Source organism: Pseudomonas sp. J380, assembly GCF_009827115.1.
GTDB classification, from domain to species: domain Bacteria; phylum Pseudomonadota; class Gammaproteobacteria; order Pseudomonadales; family Pseudomonadaceae; genus Aquipseudomonas; species Aquipseudomonas paracarnis.
The window spans coordinates 3285623-3301012 of the sequence record NZ_CP043060.1 but is presented as its reverse complement, the minus strand read 5'-3'; the positions used below and the strand labels follow the sequence as shown (position 1 = coordinate 3301012).

The 15390-nt window shown below is 60.9% G+C and carries 16 protein-coding genes; 6 read left to right on the top strand and 10 right to left on the bottom strand.

Going from position 1 to position 15390, the window contains the following annotated elements; translation table 11 throughout:
- Nucleotides 1-43: 43 nt before the first annotated feature.
- Nucleotides 44-241, top strand: a complete 198-nt coding sequence (locus FXO12_RS15080; RefSeq protein ID WP_054896417.1) for a heavy-metal-associated domain-containing protein — start codon at nt 44-46, stop codon at nt 239-241.
- Between the two features lie 86 nt (nt 242-327).
- On the top strand, nt 328-1521 hold the full coding sequence (locus tag FXO12_RS15075) for a multidrug effflux MFS transporter (protein ID WP_057977734.1): 1194 nt from the start codon (nt 328-330) through the stop codon (nt 1519-1521).
- An 8-nt stretch (nt 1522-1529) separates the two neighbouring features.
- On the opposite strand, the gene FXO12_RS15070 is transcribed toward FXO12_RS15075, so the two are convergent.
- From FXO12_RS15070 to FXO12_RS15060, 3 genes are all read right to left on the bottom strand, one after another.
- Nucleotides 1530-1709 (bottom strand): hypothetical protein, encoded by a 180-nt coding sequence (locus FXO12_RS15070; RefSeq protein WP_014716767.1) that lies wholly within the window; start codon nt 1707-1709, stop codon nt 1530-1532.
- 146 nt (nt 1710-1855) lie between these two features.
- The gene (locus tag FXO12_RS15065) at nt 1856-2869 is read right to left on the bottom strand and encodes a zinc-binding alcohol dehydrogenase family protein (protein ID WP_054896419.1); all 1014 of its coding nucleotides are present in this window, start codon (nt 2867-2869) and stop codon (nt 1856-1858) included.
- A 135-nt stretch (nt 2870-3004) separates the two neighbouring features.
- The gene (locus FXO12_RS15060; RefSeq protein WP_003188253.1) at nt 3005-3298 is read right to left on the bottom strand and encodes a putative quinol monooxygenase; all 294 of its coding nucleotides are present in this window, start codon (nt 3296-3298) and stop codon (nt 3005-3007) included.
- Nucleotides 3299-3415: 117 nt separating this feature from the next.
- Here FXO12_RS15060 and FXO12_RS15055 point away from each other — a divergent pair, with 117 nt between their 5' ends.
- From FXO12_RS15055 to FXO12_RS15045, 3 genes are all read left to right on the top strand, one after another.
- Entirely contained in the window at nt 3416-4345 is a 930-nt protein-coding gene (locus FXO12_RS15055; RefSeq protein WP_034125904.1) for a LysR family transcriptional regulator, read from the top strand.
- A gap of 134 nt (nt 4346-4479) precedes the next feature.
- The gene (locus FXO12_RS15050) at nt 4480-5166 is read left to right on the top strand and encodes a helix-turn-helix transcriptional regulator (protein ID WP_057977732.1); all 687 of its coding nucleotides are present in this window, start codon (nt 4480-4482) and stop codon (nt 5164-5166) included.
- 200 nt (nt 5167-5366) lie between these two features.
- Nucleotides 5367-6737, top strand: coding sequence for an MFS transporter (locus FXO12_RS15045; RefSeq protein WP_057977730.1), 1371 nt, complete (start codon nt 5367-5369; stop codon nt 6735-6737).
- Between the two features lie 126 nt (nt 6738-6863).
- Here FXO12_RS15045 and FXO12_RS15040 read toward each other — a convergent pair whose 3' ends face one another.
- Nucleotides 6864-7817 carry an adenosine deaminase gene (locus FXO12_RS15040; RefSeq protein ID WP_057977729.1) on the bottom strand — a complete coding sequence of 318 codons (954 nt, stop codon included), beginning with the start codon at nt 7815-7817 and terminating at the stop codon, nt 6864-6866.
- A gap of 193 nt (nt 7818-8010) precedes the next feature.
- Here FXO12_RS15040 and FXO12_RS15035 point away from each other — a divergent pair, with 193 nt between their 5' ends.
- A complete protein-coding gene (locus FXO12_RS15035; protein WP_003188263.1) occupies nt 8011-9102 on the top strand; it encodes a calcium:proton antiporter in 1092 nt (363 codons plus the stop codon).
- Between the two features lie 122 nt (nt 9103-9224).
- On the opposite strand, the gene FXO12_RS15030 is transcribed toward FXO12_RS15035, so the two are convergent.
- The 6 genes from FXO12_RS15030 to FXO12_RS15005 form a co-directional block, all read right to left on the bottom strand.
- Entirely contained in the window at nt 9225-10583 is a 1359-nt protein-coding gene (locus FXO12_RS15030) for an 8-oxoguanine deaminase (protein ID WP_057977727.1), read from the bottom strand.
- A 212-nt stretch (nt 10584-10795) separates the two neighbouring features.
- Nucleotides 10796-11482: an SDR family oxidoreductase gene (locus FXO12_RS15025; RefSeq protein ID WP_047712496.1), complete on the bottom strand. Its 687-nt coding sequence runs from the start codon at nt 11480-11482 to the stop codon at nt 10796-10798.
- A gap of 56 nt (nt 11483-11538) precedes the next feature.
- Entirely contained in the window at nt 11539-12120 is a 582-nt protein-coding gene (locus FXO12_RS15020; RefSeq protein ID WP_057977725.1) for a YigZ family protein, read from the bottom strand.
- Nucleotides 12121-12132: 12 nt separating this feature from the next.
- Complete coding sequence (locus FXO12_RS15015; protein WP_057977723.1) at nt 12133-12792, bottom strand: TetR/AcrR family transcriptional regulator; 660 nt, start codon at nt 12790-12792, stop codon at nt 12133-12135.
- 87 nt (nt 12793-12879) lie between these two features.
- Entirely contained in the window at nt 12880-14274 is a 1395-nt protein-coding gene (locus FXO12_RS15010; protein ID WP_054896424.1) for a uracil-xanthine permease family protein, read from the bottom strand.
- An 88-nt stretch (nt 14275-14362) separates the two neighbouring features.
- On the bottom strand, nt 14363-15283 hold the full coding sequence (locus tag FXO12_RS15005; RefSeq protein ID WP_034125912.1) for a LysR family transcriptional regulator: 921 nt from the start codon (nt 15281-15283) through the stop codon (nt 14363-14365).
- Between the last annotated feature and the right edge of the window lie 107 nt (nt 15284-15390).

Sequence of the window (15390 nt, the reverse complement as noted above, 5' to 3'; positions counted from 1 at the left end):
GCAAGCTCGACACTGGGCTCAACCTCATCAAAGGAGTCATGTCATGCAAATATTCAGCGTTGAAGGAATGACCTGCGGCCATTGCGTTAAAGCGGTGACCCAGGCGGTACAGAGCAAGGATTCGGCAGCAAGTGTGGAGGTCGACTTGAAGGCTAAAGAAGTGCGGGTGGCAAGCAGTCTGTCCTCTGACCAAGTGATCGACCTGATTGCCGAGGAAGGCTACAGCGTCAAGTTGGCGTGATTTTCTGATCGTTAGCCACCTAACGTAATGTTCATGGCACCCAAGCGCGGCTAGACTGTTGAGCTGCCGACTCACTTGGGTGTCTGATGAACCTTCGCATAATCCTGATTCTGGGCGCCTTGAGCGCCTTCGCGCCGTTGGCGATCGACTTTTACCTGCCGGGCTTTCCGGCAATGGCCTCAGCCTTCGCCACTGACGAAAAACATATCCAGCTGACCCTGGCGGTGTATTTCGCGGGCCTGGCTATTGGCCAATTGATCTACGGGCCGCTGGCCGACCGCTTTGGCCGGCGCGTGCCGCTGCTCAGCGGCGTCACCCTGTTTACCCTCGCGTCTTTCGCTTGTGCGTATGCGCCGTCCCTGGAATGGCTGATCGGTGCACGCTTCGTGCAGGCCCTTGGCGGGTGTGCGGGCATGGTGATTTCCCGGGCGGTGGTCAGTGACAAATGCGATGCCGTGGGTTCGGCCAAGGTGTATTCGCAACTGATGCTGGTGACCGGCCTGGCCCCGATCCTGGCGCCGTTGGCCGGTGGCCTGATGGTCGGCGTGTGGGGCTGGCAGTCGATTTTCCTGGCGTTGTCGTTGTTCAGCGTGATGGCGGCCATCGCCGTGGCGGTCGGGTTGCCGGAAACCTTCCCGGCCAATCAGCCGCGCCAGCCGTTGTCGGGCTCGTTGCGCCGCTACGGCTCGCTACTGTCAGACCGGGTGTACCTTGGCTATGCCTTGACCGGCGGCATCTCGATTGCCGGGATGTTTGCCTACATCGCCGGTTCCCCCTTCGTGTTTATCAAGCTCTATGGCGTACCGGCCGAGCATTACGGCTGGTTGTTTGGCTCCAACGCCGCGGGCTTTATCCTGGTGGCGCAACTGAACGCAAGATTGCTCGCCAAGCGCGGCCCGGCGTTTTTGTTGTCGCGTACCGTGTGGGTGTACGTGGCGGCGGCGTTGACGCTGTTGGGAATTGCCGCGTTGCGCACTGAGGCACTATGGCCGTTATTGGTGCCGCTGTTTATCTGTATCGCCAGTCTGGGCTGCATTTTGCCGAATACCTCGGCCTGTGCCATGAGCGGGCAGGGGGCTCGGGCCGGCAGCGCATCGGCGTTGCTCGGTTGCATTCAGTTCGGTGTGGCTGCAGGGGCGGCGTCGTTGGTCGGTGTGTTGCACGACGGCACGGCGATGCCGATGGCCATGGTCATCAGCCTCTGCGGGGTGCTGGCGGTGACCATTGCCATGGCGACCCAGCGCCTGCAACGGGCAAGGGCCGTACAGGCGCAGGTCTGAAGTTCGGTTTAGCCAGCGGAACGTTGCTGGTTGAGAGGGAAGCGATGGGGCGCCTGGATCCGGGCCTGCAGCGTGTCGGCGAAGGCGCGGGCCTCGGCTTCACTGCGAAAGGTGATGGCCTCGCCGTCGAGACGAACTTGCCATTGGCTGCCTGGGGATTTTGCTAACGCTTTTATCAGGATTTTCATTGCTGACTTCCTCACGTAAAAGAATCGTGGCAAAGGCGGCCAATATAAACCTGAACGGGCGCATAAATATGACAAGGATCAACTCTCGGACTAATGGTGTCGTCCGTTACCTACGTGGATAACAGACGACACTGACAGCCGTTTTTTCAGAACCCTTCCAGCACGATCTTGCCCTTGGCCTTGCCGCTTTCCAGTAGAGCGTGGGCGCGGCGCAGGTTCGCCGCATTGATCACGCCGAAGTGCTCGCCCACCGTGGTTTTCAGGGTGCCGGCGTCGATCAGTTCGGCTACGCGATTGAGCAGGTTGTGCTGCTCGATCATGTCTGGCGTTTCGAACATCGAACGGGTGTACATGAACTCCCAGTGCAGCGACAGGCTCTTGCGCTTGAGCTTGCTCACATCGAGGGCCTTGGGATCGTCGATCAACGCCAGCTTGCCTTGGGGTTGCAGTGCTTCGACCAGTTGGTCCAAGTGTTGCTCGGTCTGGGTCAGGCTGGCGACGTGGGTCACTTGCCCGTGCCCGGCCTGTTTCAACACTTCGCTCAGCGGCTGGCTGTGGTCGATCACCACGTGTGCTCCCAGGGCCTTGGCCCATGCGTGAGTCTCGGGGCGCGAGGCGGTGCCGATGACCTTCAACGCGGTGAGCTGGTTGGCCAACTGAGTCAGGATCGACCCCACACCACCGGCAGCGCCGACGATCAGCAGACTCTGGCCTTGATCGTCTTTGCCTTCAGCGACCTGCAAACGTTCGAACAACAGCTCCCACGCAGTGATAGCGGTCAATGGCAATGCGGCCGCTTCGGCAAACCCCAGGCTTTGGGGCATATGGCCGACGATGCGCTCATCAACTGTGTGCAATTCGCTGTTGCCGCCTGGGCGTACCAGGGAACCGGCGTAGTACACCTTGTCGCCGGCCTTGAACAACGTCACGTCACTGCCGACCGCCTTGACCACACCCGCCACGTCCCAACCCAGCACCTTGGCGGCGCCATTTTCCGGGGCGACGTTCTGGCGCACCTTGGTGTCCACCGGGTTGACCGAGATGGCTTTGACTTCCACCAACAGGTCACGGGGGCCGGCCACGGGGGCTGGTAGTTCGATGTCTTGCAGGGATTCTGGATCGTTGATCGGCAGTGAGGCGTAGTAGGCAATGGCTTTCATGATGACTCCAAGTGAATACGGTCAAGGTAGGAGCGAGCTTGCTCGCGAAGATCGTTAACGATGACGCGGTGTTTCTGGTTTCGCGCGCCGTCCTTGGGTTTTCGCGAACAAGCTCGCTCCTACAAAAAGGCGGGATCAGGCGAGAAATTTCAGGCGCTTGAGTTCGAAGTGTTCGATCACATCGGCGGCCTTGGCGCGAAAGCTCTGGATATGCGCGCTCTGGTCGTGGTCGGCCAGTGCAGCGTCGTCGCTCCAGCGCTCGAGCATGTAGAAAGTCTCGGGGTGCTGCAGGTCCTGGTGCAGGTCGTACTGCTCGCAACCGGCTTCCAGGCGGGTCGGTTCCAGCAGGCCGCGCAGCAGGGTTTCCAGGGTGGCGTGCTGGCCGGGTTTGGCGATCAGCGTGGCGATGACATTAAAAGCGGTGGACATAGTCGACTCCGGGCACGGGCTAACGGGATGGGCAGATGATTGGCTATTTCCCACGCCGATAAAAGCGGCTAAAACAGCAGGCTGTTTCAACCAAATATTGATAATGAACGGAAATGCATGCTGCGTTTTGATGATTTGCAGTTGTTTGTGCGGGCCGCCGACTTGGGTAGCCTGTCGGCTGCGGCGCGGGTCATGGACCTGTCACCGGCGGTGGCCAGTGCCGCGCTCAAGCGTATCGAACAGCAACTGGGTACGCGCTTGCTGGCGCGCTCCACCCGCAGCCTGCGCCTGACAGCCGAAGGCGAGGGCTTCCTTGCGTACGCGCGGGCGTCACTGAGCGCGCTGGATGAAGGGCGGCGCCTATTGGCCAGTGGCCAGGATCATGTCAGTGGTGTGCTGCAATTGTCGGCACCCTCGGATTTCGGCCGCAACCAACTGTTGCCGTGGCTGGATGCGTTCCAGCAGGAGCATCCGCAACTGAACGTGCGCCTGTTGCTCGGTGATCGCATCGCCGACCTGTTCCGCCAGCCCGTGGACATTGCCCTGCGTTACGGCGAACCCGAAGACTCCAGCCTGATTGCGCTGCCCATTGCTCCGGACAATATTCGCGTACTCTGCGCCGCCCCCAGTTACCTCGCCCGGCATGGCGAGCCGCGCCATCTGGAGCAATTGGCCCAGCACAATTGCCTGCTGTACATGCTCGGCAGCCGCGTCCACGACCACTGGGGTTTTTACGATGGCAAGCGCCATGTGGGCCTGACGGTCAGCGGCGATCGCTTCAGCGATGACGCCGATGTGGTGCGCCGCTGGGCGGTGGCGGGCATGGGCATCGCCTACAAGTCCTGGCTGGATGTGAGCACCGATGTGCTGGCCGGGCGCTTGCGTCTGATCCTGCCGGAACTGCAGGGTGAGCGCACCCCGCTCAACCTGCTGTGCGCCCACCGTGCGCAATTGAGTAAACCCATCAATCTGCTGCGGGACATGCTCGTGTCCCGTTGTGCGACATTGACGGCCCAGCGACCGGGACGAATGGCTTCTCGTCAATAGCCTGCGCCACGCTCGGAAGTTTCACTCATATCTTGTCCTGATTTGCACCGTCAGACACCGGGGAACCTACTGCCTGCGCACCTATACTTGGGCGTCAACCGCAGCAGAAAAATGGTTTAACAGGGAGTGAATACATGGGAGCAGCACCTTGCATCAGTCAGATCGCCAGCTTGCTCGCCGAGCCTAAACGCACGGCCATGCTCTGGGCCTTGATGGACGGTTCGGCGAAGACTTCCGAAGAGCTGGCGACGCTGGCCGGGCTGTCGCCGGCGTCAGCCAATGCACATTTGGCGCGGCTGTCCGGCAGCGGCCTGTTGCGGATCGAGGCGCGGCGGGGCCAGCGCCTGTTTCGTGTAGCGGCGGCCGATGTCAGTGCCGCCATTGAAGCGCTGGCCAGCACCACTATGGCCAGCGCGGCCCGCAGCACACCTGATGTTTTGCCAGCGGCGCTGCGCGCACCGCCATTGCTGCGCCGTGCCCGCTGGTGCCATGGCCACCTCGGCGGCGAGCTGGCGGCGCAGTTGTATCAACGGATGCTTGAGGCCGGGTGGATCGAGCGCCATGAGCCGCGTACAGAGGTGACGCCCAATGGCGTGCAGGCGTTGGCGCAGTTGGGCATTTTTACCCAGGCATTGGCATCGCCGCTGGCCTGCGACTGTTTCGACTGGAGCCAGCAACAACCCCACCTGGGCGGTGCGTTGGGGGCGGGCTTGATGCAACTGTTTCTGCAGGCGAACTGGATCAGCGTGATCAACGAGTCACGGGCCTTGTCTGTTACTGATGTGGGACTTGAGCACATAGCCCGCATCGCCAAACTGTAGGAGCGAGCTTGCTCGCGAAAAACTCGAGTGCGCCGCGTTTTATCCAGAAACCCCGCGTTATCGTTGACGATCTTCGCGAGCGAGCTCGCTCCTACAGGCGCTGGCGTCGTTCTCAGCTGTCGTCAGGTCGCATCCAGCAATAGCCGGCGCAAACGATGCCGCACACTCGCAAGGGGGATTTTTCATACGAGGGGTGTGGCATGGGTAGGCAGGGTTATAGCGCGGCGGAACGCCTGGAACGGTTGCCCATCAGCGGTTACCACCGAATCATTTTCATCATCATCGCCCTGGCGTTTTTCTTTGACTCCATGGACCTGGCGATGATGACCTTCCTGTTGGGCTCGATCAAAACCGAGTTTGGCCTGAGCACGGCCCAGGCCGGGTTGCTGGCCAGTTCGAGTTTTTTCGGCATGGTGGTGGGCGCTTCGCTGTCCGGGATGCTTGCTGATCGATTCGGTCGCAAACCGGTGTTTCAGTGGAGCATCGTCCTCTGGGGGTTGGCGAGCTACTTGTGTTCCACGGCCCAGACGGTGGAGACGCTGACGTTGTTTCGGATCCTGCTGGGCATTGGCATGGGCATGGAGTTTCCCATTGCCCAGTCGATGCTGTCGGAGCTGATCCCCGCCAAAAGACGCGGGCGCTATATCGCCTTGATGGATGGTTTCTGGCCGTTGGGCTTTGTGGCTGCGGGCGTATTGTCTTACTTCTTGTTGCCGGTGATTGGCTGGCGCGACATCTTCCTGGTGCTGGCGGTACCGGCGGTGTTCGTGCTGGCCATCCGTTTCTTTATCCCGGAGTCGCCGCGTTGGCTGGAACAGGCTGGGCGCCATGAGGCGGCGGACAAGGTCTTGCTTGGCATCGAGCAGAAGGTGCGCGATTCCCTGGGCGGCGCCGACTTGCCGGAGCCGATTGCCCTGCCACGGATCGAGAGTGCGCCGGGGACGTTTTTCTCCGCGTTCCAGCAGCTGTGGTCGGCGCAGTACCGCCAACGCACGATGATGATCTGGAGTGTGTGGTTCTTCGCCCTGCTTGGGTTCTACGGGCTGACGTCGTGGTTGAGTGCGTTGTTGCAGCAATCGGGTTTTGCCGTGACTCAGTCGGTGTATTACACGGTGATCATTTCCCTGGGCGGAATCCCAGGTTTTTTGATGGCCGCGTGGTTGGTGGAGCGCTGGGGACGCAAGCCTGTGTGCGTGGTGACCCTGCTGGGCGGCGGGGTGATGGCGTTTCTGTATGGGCAGAGCGCAGTGTTTGGCGGCAACGTGGGCCTGCTGATCACCTCGGGGTTGTTGATGCAGTTCTTCCTGTTTGGCATGTGGGCGGTGCTGTACACCTACACGCCGGAGTTGTATCCCACCTCGGCACGTGCAACCGGCTCGGGGTTTGCGTCGGCGATTGGGCGGGTTGGTTCGTTGCTGGGGCCGTTGGTGACCGGGTTGGTGTTCCCGATAACCGGGCAGGGCGGTGTATTTGCCTTGGGCGCGCTGTGCTTTGCGGTGGCGGCGCTGGTGGTGTGGCTGTTCGGGATGGAGACCAAGGGCAAGACCCTGGAAGAACTCACCCAGGCTTGAAGCTGATGGGGCCATGTGGGAGCCGGGCTTGCCCGCGATAGCGGTAGGTCAGGCAATAAGAGGCTGGCTGATACACCGCTATCGCAGGCAAGCCAGCTCCCACAGGTTGAGTCCAAGTCTATTCAGTTACGGTTTCACGAGCCGCGCATCCAGGCTGTTCTGCGCCAGGCGTTTGGCCTGGTCCTGGGTCATGCCCAGGGAGGTGTGCAGCGCGTGGAAGTTCTCGGTGACATAACCGCCGAAGTAGGCAGGGTCGTCCGAGTTCACGGTGACTTTTACACCACGCTCGAGCATGTCGAGGATGTTGTGCTGGGCCATGTCGTCGAACACGCAGAGCTTGGTGTTGGACAGCGGGCATACCGTCAGCGGGATCTGTTCGTCGATGATGCGCTGCATCAGGCGTTCATCTTCAATGGCTCGCACGCCGTGGTCGATGCGCTGGATTTTCAGCAGGTCGATGGCTTCCCAGATGTACTCGGGCGGGCCTTCTTCACCGGCGTGGGCCACGGTCAGGAAGCCTTCGTGACGGGCACGGTCGAACACGCGCTGAAACTTGCTCGGTGGGTGGCCCATTTCCGAGCTGTCCAGGCCGACGGCCACGAACGCGTCACGGAACGGCAGCGCCTGGTCGAGGGTTTTCTGCGCTTCGTCTTCGCTCAGGTGGCGCAGGAAGCTGAGGATCAAACCGCTGGTGATGCCCAGTTGCTGCTCGCCGTCTTTAAGCGCAGCGGCGATGCCGTTGAGCACCACTTCGAACGGCACGCCACGGTCGGTGTGGGTTTGCGGGTCGAAGAAGGGTTCGGTGTGGATCACGTTCTGGGCTTTGCAGCGCAGCAGGTAAGCCCAGGTCAGGTCGTAGAAGTCCTGGGACGTGCGCAGCACATCGGCGCCCTTGTAATACAGGTCGAGAAACTCTTGCAGGTTGTTGAAGGCGTAGGCTTTGCGCAGGGTTTCGACGTCGTTCCATGGCAGCGCAATCTTGTTGCGCGCGGCCAGGGCGAACAGCAACTCAGGCTCCAGCGAGCCTTCCAGGTGCAGGTGCAATTCAGCCTTGGGCAGGGCGTTGAGCCAATCGTACATTTTTAAAATCTCATCAGGTGCAATGGCGGCATTCTACAGGCCATGGCTGAAATAATCGGCAAAACCTGACCAGCAGGAGAGTATTTCCGTCACTCACGCAAGGGCGGCCTGAACTAAGGTGTAACGAAACGTTAGCGGCTCGGCGCAGTCTGTACCCCATCAATGACTGATTCGCTGTACGAAAAGGCCCGGAATGCTCACATCCCTCAAGCAAGAAAAATTCATGCTGCTGGCGCTGATTGCCGCCATCGCCGCCTACCCGCTGGAGCACTGGATGCTCCACAGCGGCCAACTGGTTGCGTTGCTGGCCGGCTTTGCGCTGATCGCGTTTATCGTGATGGCGTCGATGCGCGTGGCCCATCACGCCGAACAGTTGGCGGAAAAAGTCGGCGACCCCTACGGCACCATGATCCTGACCCTCGCCGCGGTATTGGTGGAAGTGGTGATCCTGGCGATCATGATGAGTAACGAGCCATCGCCCACCCTGGTGCGCGACACCATCTACTCAGCGGTGATGCTCGATATCAACGGTATCCTCGGCCTGGCCGCGCTGATGGGCGGCATCAAGCATGGCGAACAGTCCTACAACGATGACTCGGCGCGCACCTACAGTGTGATGATTCTTACCGCCATGGGGGTGTCGATGGTGGTACCGGAATTTATCCCCGAAGCGGACTGGAAAATTTACTCGGCTTTCACCATTGGCGCGATGGTGGTGCTTTACACCTTGTTCCTGCGCATGCAGGTGGGGCCGCACAGTTATTTCTTCAGCTACAGCTACCCGGAGAAACGCCGTAAGAAACAGCCGGAAGACGAGCACGCGCCGTCTGTCAGCCTGACGTTTTCCATTGCGACCCTGGTGTTTGGGGTGATCGTGATTGGCGCGCTGGCCGAGGTGATGTCCAAGACCCTCGACCTGGGCCTGGAAGGCACAGGCGCACCACCAGTGATTACCGCGATTGTGGTGGCGGCTATCTCGGCCGCTCCGGAAATCCTCACGGCATTGCGCGCCGCGTTGGCCAACCGCATGCAATCGGTGGTCAACATCGCGCTGGGGGCTTCGTTGTCCACGGTGATCCTGACGGTGCCGGTGATGGAAGCCATGGCGCTCTACACCGGGCAGCCGTTCCAGATGGCGATGACGCCGGTGCAAACGGTGATGGTGTTTATCACGCTGATCGTCAGCGCGATCAACCTCAACGATGGTGAAACCAATGCGATAGAAGGGATGACGCATTTTGTGTTGTTTGCGACCTTTATCATGCTGTCGCTGTTGGGGCTGTAACCCGATTTGAAAGGCGCCGCAGACCCAATGTGGGAGCCGGTTTTTGGGGGCGCTACGCACCCCAGCGGGAGCAAGCTCCCTCGCCACAGAAGCCCGCTCCCACATTTTGATTGGTGCCTGGCTTAGGTGCCCGCGATCAACTGCCGCGCGGCCTGGCTGTGATCGGCGATCAAGCCCTTGAGGTCCAGGCCTTCGACTTGACCATCGATCACCCGCCATTGACCCGCGATCATCACCCGGTCTGCACGGTCCGCACCGCACAGCAGCAGTGCGGAAATGGGGTCATGGCTGCCGGAGAAGCGCAGCTCATCGAGCTTGAACAGTGCCAGGTCCGCCTGCTTGCCGACGGCCAACTCGCCAATGTCTGTGCGCCCCAGCAACTGCGCCGAGCCCTTGGTGGCCCAGCCCAATACGCTTTCGGGGGTGATCTTTTCCGCGCCGTAGCGCAGGCGCTGGATGTACAGGGCCTGGCGGGCTTCAAGGATCATGTTCGAAGCGTCGTTGGAGGCCGAGCCGTCCACGCCCAAGCCGATCGGGGCGCCGGCGGCAAGCAGGTCCAGGGTGGGGCAGATGCCGGAGGCCAGGCGCATATTCGAGCTTGGGCAATGGCAGATGCCGGTGCCGGCTGCGCCCAGGCGCTCGATTTCGTCCGGGTTGAAGTGAATGCCGTGGGCCAGCCAGGTGCGCGGGCCGAGCCAGCCGACGCTGTCGAGGTAATCAACGGTACGCAGCCCGAAGCGTTGCAGGCAGAAATCTTCCTCATCCAGAGTTTCCGCCAAATGGGTGTGCAGGCGCACGTCCAGCTGGTTGGCCAGCTCGGCGCTGGCTTGCATGATTTCGGGGGTGACGGAAAACGGCGAGCACGGCGCCAGGGCGATCTGGATCTGCGCACCGTCACCGCGCTGGTGATATTCGCGGATCAGGCGCTGGCTGTCTTCGAGAATCACCTGGCCTTGCTGCACCGTTTGCTGCGGCGGCAGGCCGCCATCGGCTTCGCCCAGGCTCATGGAACCGCGGGTGAGCATGGCGCGCATCCCCAGTTCACGCACGCTGCCTACCTGCACATCAATGGCGTTTTCCAAACCATCGGGGAACAGGTAGTGGTGATCGGCCGCCGTGGTGCAGCCCGAGAGCAGCAATTCGGCCAGGGCGACTTTGCTGGCCAGGGCGAGTTTTTCCGGGGTGAGCCGCGCCCATACCGGGTACAGGGTTTTCAGCCAGGGAAACAGCGGCTGGTTGACCACTGGGCCCCAGGCGCGGGTCAGGGTTTGATAGAAGTGGTGGTGGGTATTGATCAGTCCAGGCAGCACCACATGCTCGCGGGCATCGAACACTTGTGCGCAGGGTTGTGCAGGCGCTTGCCCTTGGGCCAGCACTTCGGTGATGACACCGTCTTGCAGCACCAGGCCGCCACGGGCATCGAGGCCATTGGCAGTGAAAATCGCGAGGGGGTTTTTTAACCAGATACGGGTCGCAGGCATTGGCCGGCTCCTCTGAATGATGGGTTCAGGTTTGCCAGCTCAGTGTTGCCCTGTCTGCTGATCCAGGGTCGCCGGGGAGGGCGAGGTGGGCAGTTTACCTCTGTGGGAGCGAGCTTGCTCGCGAAAATCATCAATGATGACGCGGGCAGTCTGGTTTAACGCAGTGCTTGGGCGTTCTTCGCGAGCAAGCTCGCTCCTACAGTTGAGGGTGGTTACCAGGTGATGGTGTCGCCCTTGTAGTCGACGAAGTGATGGCCGCCTTTGCCGGTGTAGGCATTTACCTGGTCCACCAGGCCGCGCACGCTGGTCTCGACGTCGATGTGGGCATTTTCGCCGCCCATGTCGGTCTTCACCCAACCTGGATGCAGCGACAGCACCGTCGGCTTGGGCTCGCCCAGTTGCGTGATAAAGCTATTGGTCATCGAATTGAGGGCGGCCTTGCTGGCCTTGTACAGCGCCAGGTCCGAGCCGTCGGGAATGGTCACGCTGCCCAGTACCGAACTCATGAAGGCCAGCACGCCGGTGTCTTTGCGGATCTGCCCGACAAAGCGCTGGGCCAGGTTGATTGGCGCCACGGCGTTGGTGAAGAACAACTGGCCGACTTCCGCCAGGGTCGCGTGGCCGGGCTCCTGGTTGGCCGGGCCCTTGACGCCGGCGTTGACGAACAGCAGGTCGAAGGTGCGGTCTTTCAGGCGTTGGGCCAGGGCGATCACGGCTTGCTGGTCGTCCATATCCAACTTCTCGATCTGCACCGGCCCCACGGCTTTCAGGGCATCAGCCTTGTTCGGATCGCGCACGGTGGCGGTCACGTCCCAGCCGTCCTGGAGCAGTTGCTTGACCAGGCCAAGGCCCAGCCCGCGCGAGGCGCCGATGATCAGTGCGGTTTTTGGCGTAGACATGAAAGGCTTCCTTTGAAATCGCGGTTCAGGGAGTTCAGCGCATAACAGTAGCAGTTTCAGCGTTCGAGCAGGATGCGCCCACGGCTCAGGTCGGCGAGCTGGGTTTGCAGGGTGTCGATGTGCGCCTCCCCCAGGGCGAGTTGCAGCTCTACACCGTTGGCGGTGAAGGTTTCTTCCACCACAATCCCGCCGAGTTCAGCGACGCGCAGCTTCACCAGGTTCAGCTCGGAGAAGCCACAGGCGCAGCTCAGAGGTATGCGGCTGATCAGCTCGATGCGCTCGGCATTTTGCAGGCATTTATTGGCCCCGCCGCCATAGGCACGGGCCAAGCCACCAGTGCCCAGTTGAATGCCGCCGTACCAGCGGATCACCAATACGGCCACCTGATCAAAGCCCTGGGCCTCGATGGCCGCAAGGATCGGGCGCCCGGCGGTGCCACCGGGTTCGCCGTCATCGCTGCTGCGGTATTGATCGCCCAGCTTCCAGGCCCAGCAGTTGTGCGTGGCGTTCAGGTCGCTGTGTTGCTCGAAAAACGCTTGGGCGTCCTGCGGGCTGGTAATCGGCGCCGCCAAGGTGATAAAGCGGCTCTTGCGTATTTCTTCACGAAACTCGCAAAAACCGGTGAGCGTAAAAGACATAAATCGCTTCGTTTATAGGGCTGGCTTGATGCCGCAGCCTTTGAGAATGATATGGATCAGGTTGGTGCCGGCATCTTGCATGTCCTGCTTGGTCAGCTTGGTGCGACCGGTGACGCGGCAGATCTGGGTGGCGAAGTCAGCGTAGTGCTGGGTGCTGCCCCACAGCAGGAAGATCAGATGCACGGGGTCGACGGGGTCCATTTTGCCGGCGTCGATCCACGCCTGGAACACTGCGGCACGGCCACTGAACCAGGCCCGATAGTCCTGGCCGAAATATTCCGTGAGGCATTCGCCACCGCTGATGATCTCCATGGCGAAGATCCGCGAGGCTTGGGGTTGGCGGCGCGAGAATTCCATCTTGGTGCGGATGTAACGAGCGAGCGCCACGGCTGGGTCATCCTCGGCGGTCAGCGCGTTGAAGGTGCTGTCCCAGAGTTCGAGGATGTTGCTCAGCACTGCGATGTACAGGCCCAGCTTGTTGGTGAAGTAATAGTGCAAGTTGGCCTTGGGCAGCCCGGCGCTGGCAGCGATGGTGTTCATGCTGGTGCCTTTGTAGCCATGGCGCGCGAATTCATCTTCAGCAGCCTGGAGAATCGCTTGTTCATTCTTTTGCCGAATGCGGCTGGCGGGTTTACCGCCGTGGTTGCTGTGGGCAGGAACTTCGAGGCTCATGGAGGTTTCCGTGCTGATCGATAGAGACGACGTGTGCACAGATAACCCACCCTCAAGCCTCAGACAAGTCCTGATGCAATAAAACCGTCAAAGCGGTTCCAGGCTGTCGCGTTCCGGGGTGTGGTTTGCGGCGGTGGTACTTGCCTTGGCCTCCGGCAGTAACAGGCACAGGAGGATGGCGGTGATACCGCCGCTGGTGATGGCGGAGTCGAACAGGTTCTGCACCAGTGTCGGCATCAGGTGCAGCAGGTTAGGTTGCGCGGCGATACCCAGGCCAACACCGAACGAGGTGGCGATAATCAGCATGCTGCGTCGATCCAGCGGTGCCTGGGCGAGAATGCGCACGCCGGCTGCGGCCACACTGCCGAACATCACCAGGGTCGCGCCGCCCAGCACTGGCTTGGGGATTTGCTGCAGCACGGCGCCGATCAGCGGAAACAGGCCCAGACAGAACAACAACACACCGATGTACAAACCGACGTAGCGACTGGCCACGCCGGTGAGTTGGATCACGCCATTGTTCTGCGCAAACGTGGTGTTGGGGAAGGCGCTGAAGGTTGCGGCGATCATGCAACTCACCCCATCGCCGAGGACGCCGCCCTTGAGCCGGCTGATATAAGAAGGGCCGCTGATGGGCTGGCGGGCAATCATGCAATTGGCGGTGAGATCGCCGACGGTTTCGATGCTGCTGATCAGATAAATCAGCGCAATCGGCAGGAAGGCGCTCCAGTCGAAGTTGAAACCAAAGCGGAATGGTGTAGGCAGGCTGACCAATGGCAGGTCAGGCAAAGCCTGGGGAACAAGTTTACCGCTGAACCACGCCGCGAGGCTGCCCAGGGCCAGGCCGATGATGATGGCCGACAGGCGCACCCAGGGAGTGTTCGAGCGGTTGAGCAGGATGATCGTCAAAACCACGAACAGGCCCAGCGCCAAGTTGGCGGGGGCGCCGAAGTCCGGTGCATTGAAACCGCCGCCGAGGTCGGTGATACCCACTTTGATCAGGCTGATGCCGATCAGCGTAATCACAATGCCGGTCACCAGCGGTGTGATCACGCGGCGCAGCTGGCCGATAAAGCGGCTCAATACAATCTGTACCGCCGCGCCGAAGAAGCACACGCCGAAAATCATCGCCAGAATGTCTTCCGGGCTGCCGCCGCGTTGTTTCACCAGAAAGCCTGCAGACAACACCGCGCCGAGAAACGCAAAGCTGGTGCCTTGCAGGCAGATCATGCCGGCACCGATACCAAACGGCCTGCGTGCCTGGATGAAGGTGCCTACGCCGGAAACCATCAACGCCATACTGATCAGGTAGGGCAAGTGGGCGGTGAGGCCGAGGGTGGAGCCAATAATCAGAGGCGGCGTGATAATGCCGACGAACGCCGCCAGCACATGTTGCAGCGCCGCGAGCAGAGCCGGCAGTGGTTTCGGCCGGTCGTTGAGGCCGTAGATGAGGTCGCTGGGGCTGGAGGATTCTGGGGGCATGGCGGGTCAACTCAAGGCGGACGGTTCAAGGTCCTTGAGTCCTTGCAAAAAGCTGTCCAAGTGCTCAGCTTTTTGTGCGACGCCCGAATCAGCGGGTGGCGGCCAGGCTTTCCAGGAAACTTTCCAGCACCAAATGAGGGCGACGGCCCTTGCGCGTGACCGATGCCAGGCTCAAATCGTAAAAACGTGTAGCCGGTTTCAGCGCACGCAGTCGGCCTTGTTGTACCCATAGGCTGGCGTAGTGATCGGGCAAGTAGCCGATATAACGCCCGGTGAGAATCAGGAACGCCATGCCTTCACGGTCTGAGGCACTGGCGGTGCAGTTGAGCGCCTGGTAATGGGCCTGGATTTCCGCGGGTAAGCGGAAGGTGGGGGCGATGGCGTCCTGGCTGTCGACGCGCTCGTCGTCGAGTTGCTTGTTGTCGGCGTAAAACAGCGGGTGGCCGACCGCGCAATAGAGCAAGGAACGTTCGCTGTACAACGGCTGGTATTCCAGGCCCGACAGTGCGCTGGCCTGGGGCACCACACCGACGTGCAGGCGACCGTCGAGTACGCCTTGCTCCACTTCATTGGGGGCGATCATGCGGATCTGGATCTGCACGTCCGGGCCGCGTTCTTTCAACTGCGCCAATGCGTGGGTGATGCGCATATGGGGCAGAGTGACAAGGTTATCGGTGAGGCCAATGATCAACTCGCCGCGCAAATGTTGGTGCAGGCCGTTGACCTCGGTGCGAAAACTTTCCAGGGCACTCAGCAGTTGCAGGGCAGATTGATAGACCTCGCGGCCTTCTTCCGTCAGGGAAAAACCGGCGCGGCCGCGTTGGCAGAGTCGTAGCCCGAGTCGTTGCTCAAGGTCGCTCATCTGCTGGCTGATGGCCGAGCGCCCGATGCCGAGAACGGTTTCCGCTGCCGAGAAGCCGCCGCACTCCACTACGCTGCGAAAGATGCGCAGCAGGCGAATATCGAAGTCACTGACTTGGGCCAAAGGGTCGGGACGACGGCTGCTCATAGTTTAGTGAAGTCCTGACTGAAGGTTAGAAGAGTTGGATTTCACCGACTTTATCCCCGTGGCAATTTAGCTGCAACAACGCTTTTTCAATCCCGACGCTGCCTTTT

Bases quoted from the DNA above. Each gene is read 5' to 3' on its own strand.
- FXO12_RS15080 (WP_054896417.1), top strand. From the start codon at position 44: ATGCAAATATTCAGCGTTGAAGGAATGACCTGCGGCCATTGCGTTAAA.
- FXO12_RS15005 (WP_034125912.1), bottom strand. From the start codon at position 15,283: ATGAGCAGCCGTCGTCCCGACCCTTTGGCCCAAGTCAGTGACTTCGAT.
- FXO12_RS15010 (WP_054896424.1), bottom strand. From the start codon at position 14,274: ATGCCCCCAGAATCCTCCAGCCCCAGCGACCTCATCTACGGCCTCAAC.
- FXO12_RS15040 (WP_057977729.1), bottom strand. From the start codon at position 7,817: ATGTACGATTGGCTCAACGCCCTGCCCAAGGCTGAATTGCACCTGCAC.
- FXO12_RS15015 (WP_057977723.1), bottom strand. From the start codon at position 12,792: ATGAGCCTCGAAGTTCCTGCCCACAGCAACCACGGCGGTAAACCCGCC.
- FXO12_RS15075 (WP_057977734.1), top strand. From the start codon at position 328: ATGAACCTTCGCATAATCCTGATTCTGGGCGCCTTGAGCGCCTTCGCG.
- FXO12_RS15060 (WP_003188253.1), bottom strand. From the start codon at position 3,298: ATGTCCACCGCTTTTAATGTCATCGCCACGCTGATCGCCAAACCCGGC.
- FXO12_RS15050 (WP_057977732.1), top strand. From the start codon at position 4,480: ATGGGAGCAGCACCTTGCATCAGTCAGATCGCCAGCTTGCTCGCCGAG.
- FXO12_RS15055 (WP_034125904.1), top strand. From the start codon at position 3,416: ATGCTGCGTTTTGATGATTTGCAGTTGTTTGTGCGGGCCGCCGACTTG.
- FXO12_RS15070 (WP_014716767.1), bottom strand. From the start codon at position 1,709: ATGAAAATCCTGATAAAAGCGTTAGCAAAATCCCCAGGCAGCCAATGG.
- FXO12_RS15045 (WP_057977730.1), top strand. From the start codon at position 5,367: ATGGGTAGGCAGGGTTATAGCGCGGCGGAACGCCTGGAACGGTTGCCC.
- FXO12_RS15020 (WP_057977725.1), bottom strand. From the start codon at position 12,120: ATGTCTTTTACGCTCACCGGTTTTTGCGAGTTTCGTGAAGAAATACGC.
- FXO12_RS15030 (WP_057977727.1), bottom strand. From the start codon at position 10,583: ATGCCTGCGACCCGTATCTGGTTAAAAAACCCCCTCGCGATTTTCACT.
- FXO12_RS15065 (WP_054896419.1), bottom strand. From the start codon at position 2,869: ATGAAAGCCATTGCCTACTACGCCTCACTGCCGATCAACGATCCAGAA.
- FXO12_RS15025 (WP_047712496.1), bottom strand. From the start codon at position 11,482: ATGTCTACGCCAAAAACCGCACTGATCATCGGCGCCTCGCGCGGGCTG.
- FXO12_RS15035 (WP_003188263.1), top strand. From the start codon at position 8,011: ATGCTCACATCCCTCAAGCAAGAAAAATTCATGCTGCTGGCGCTGATT.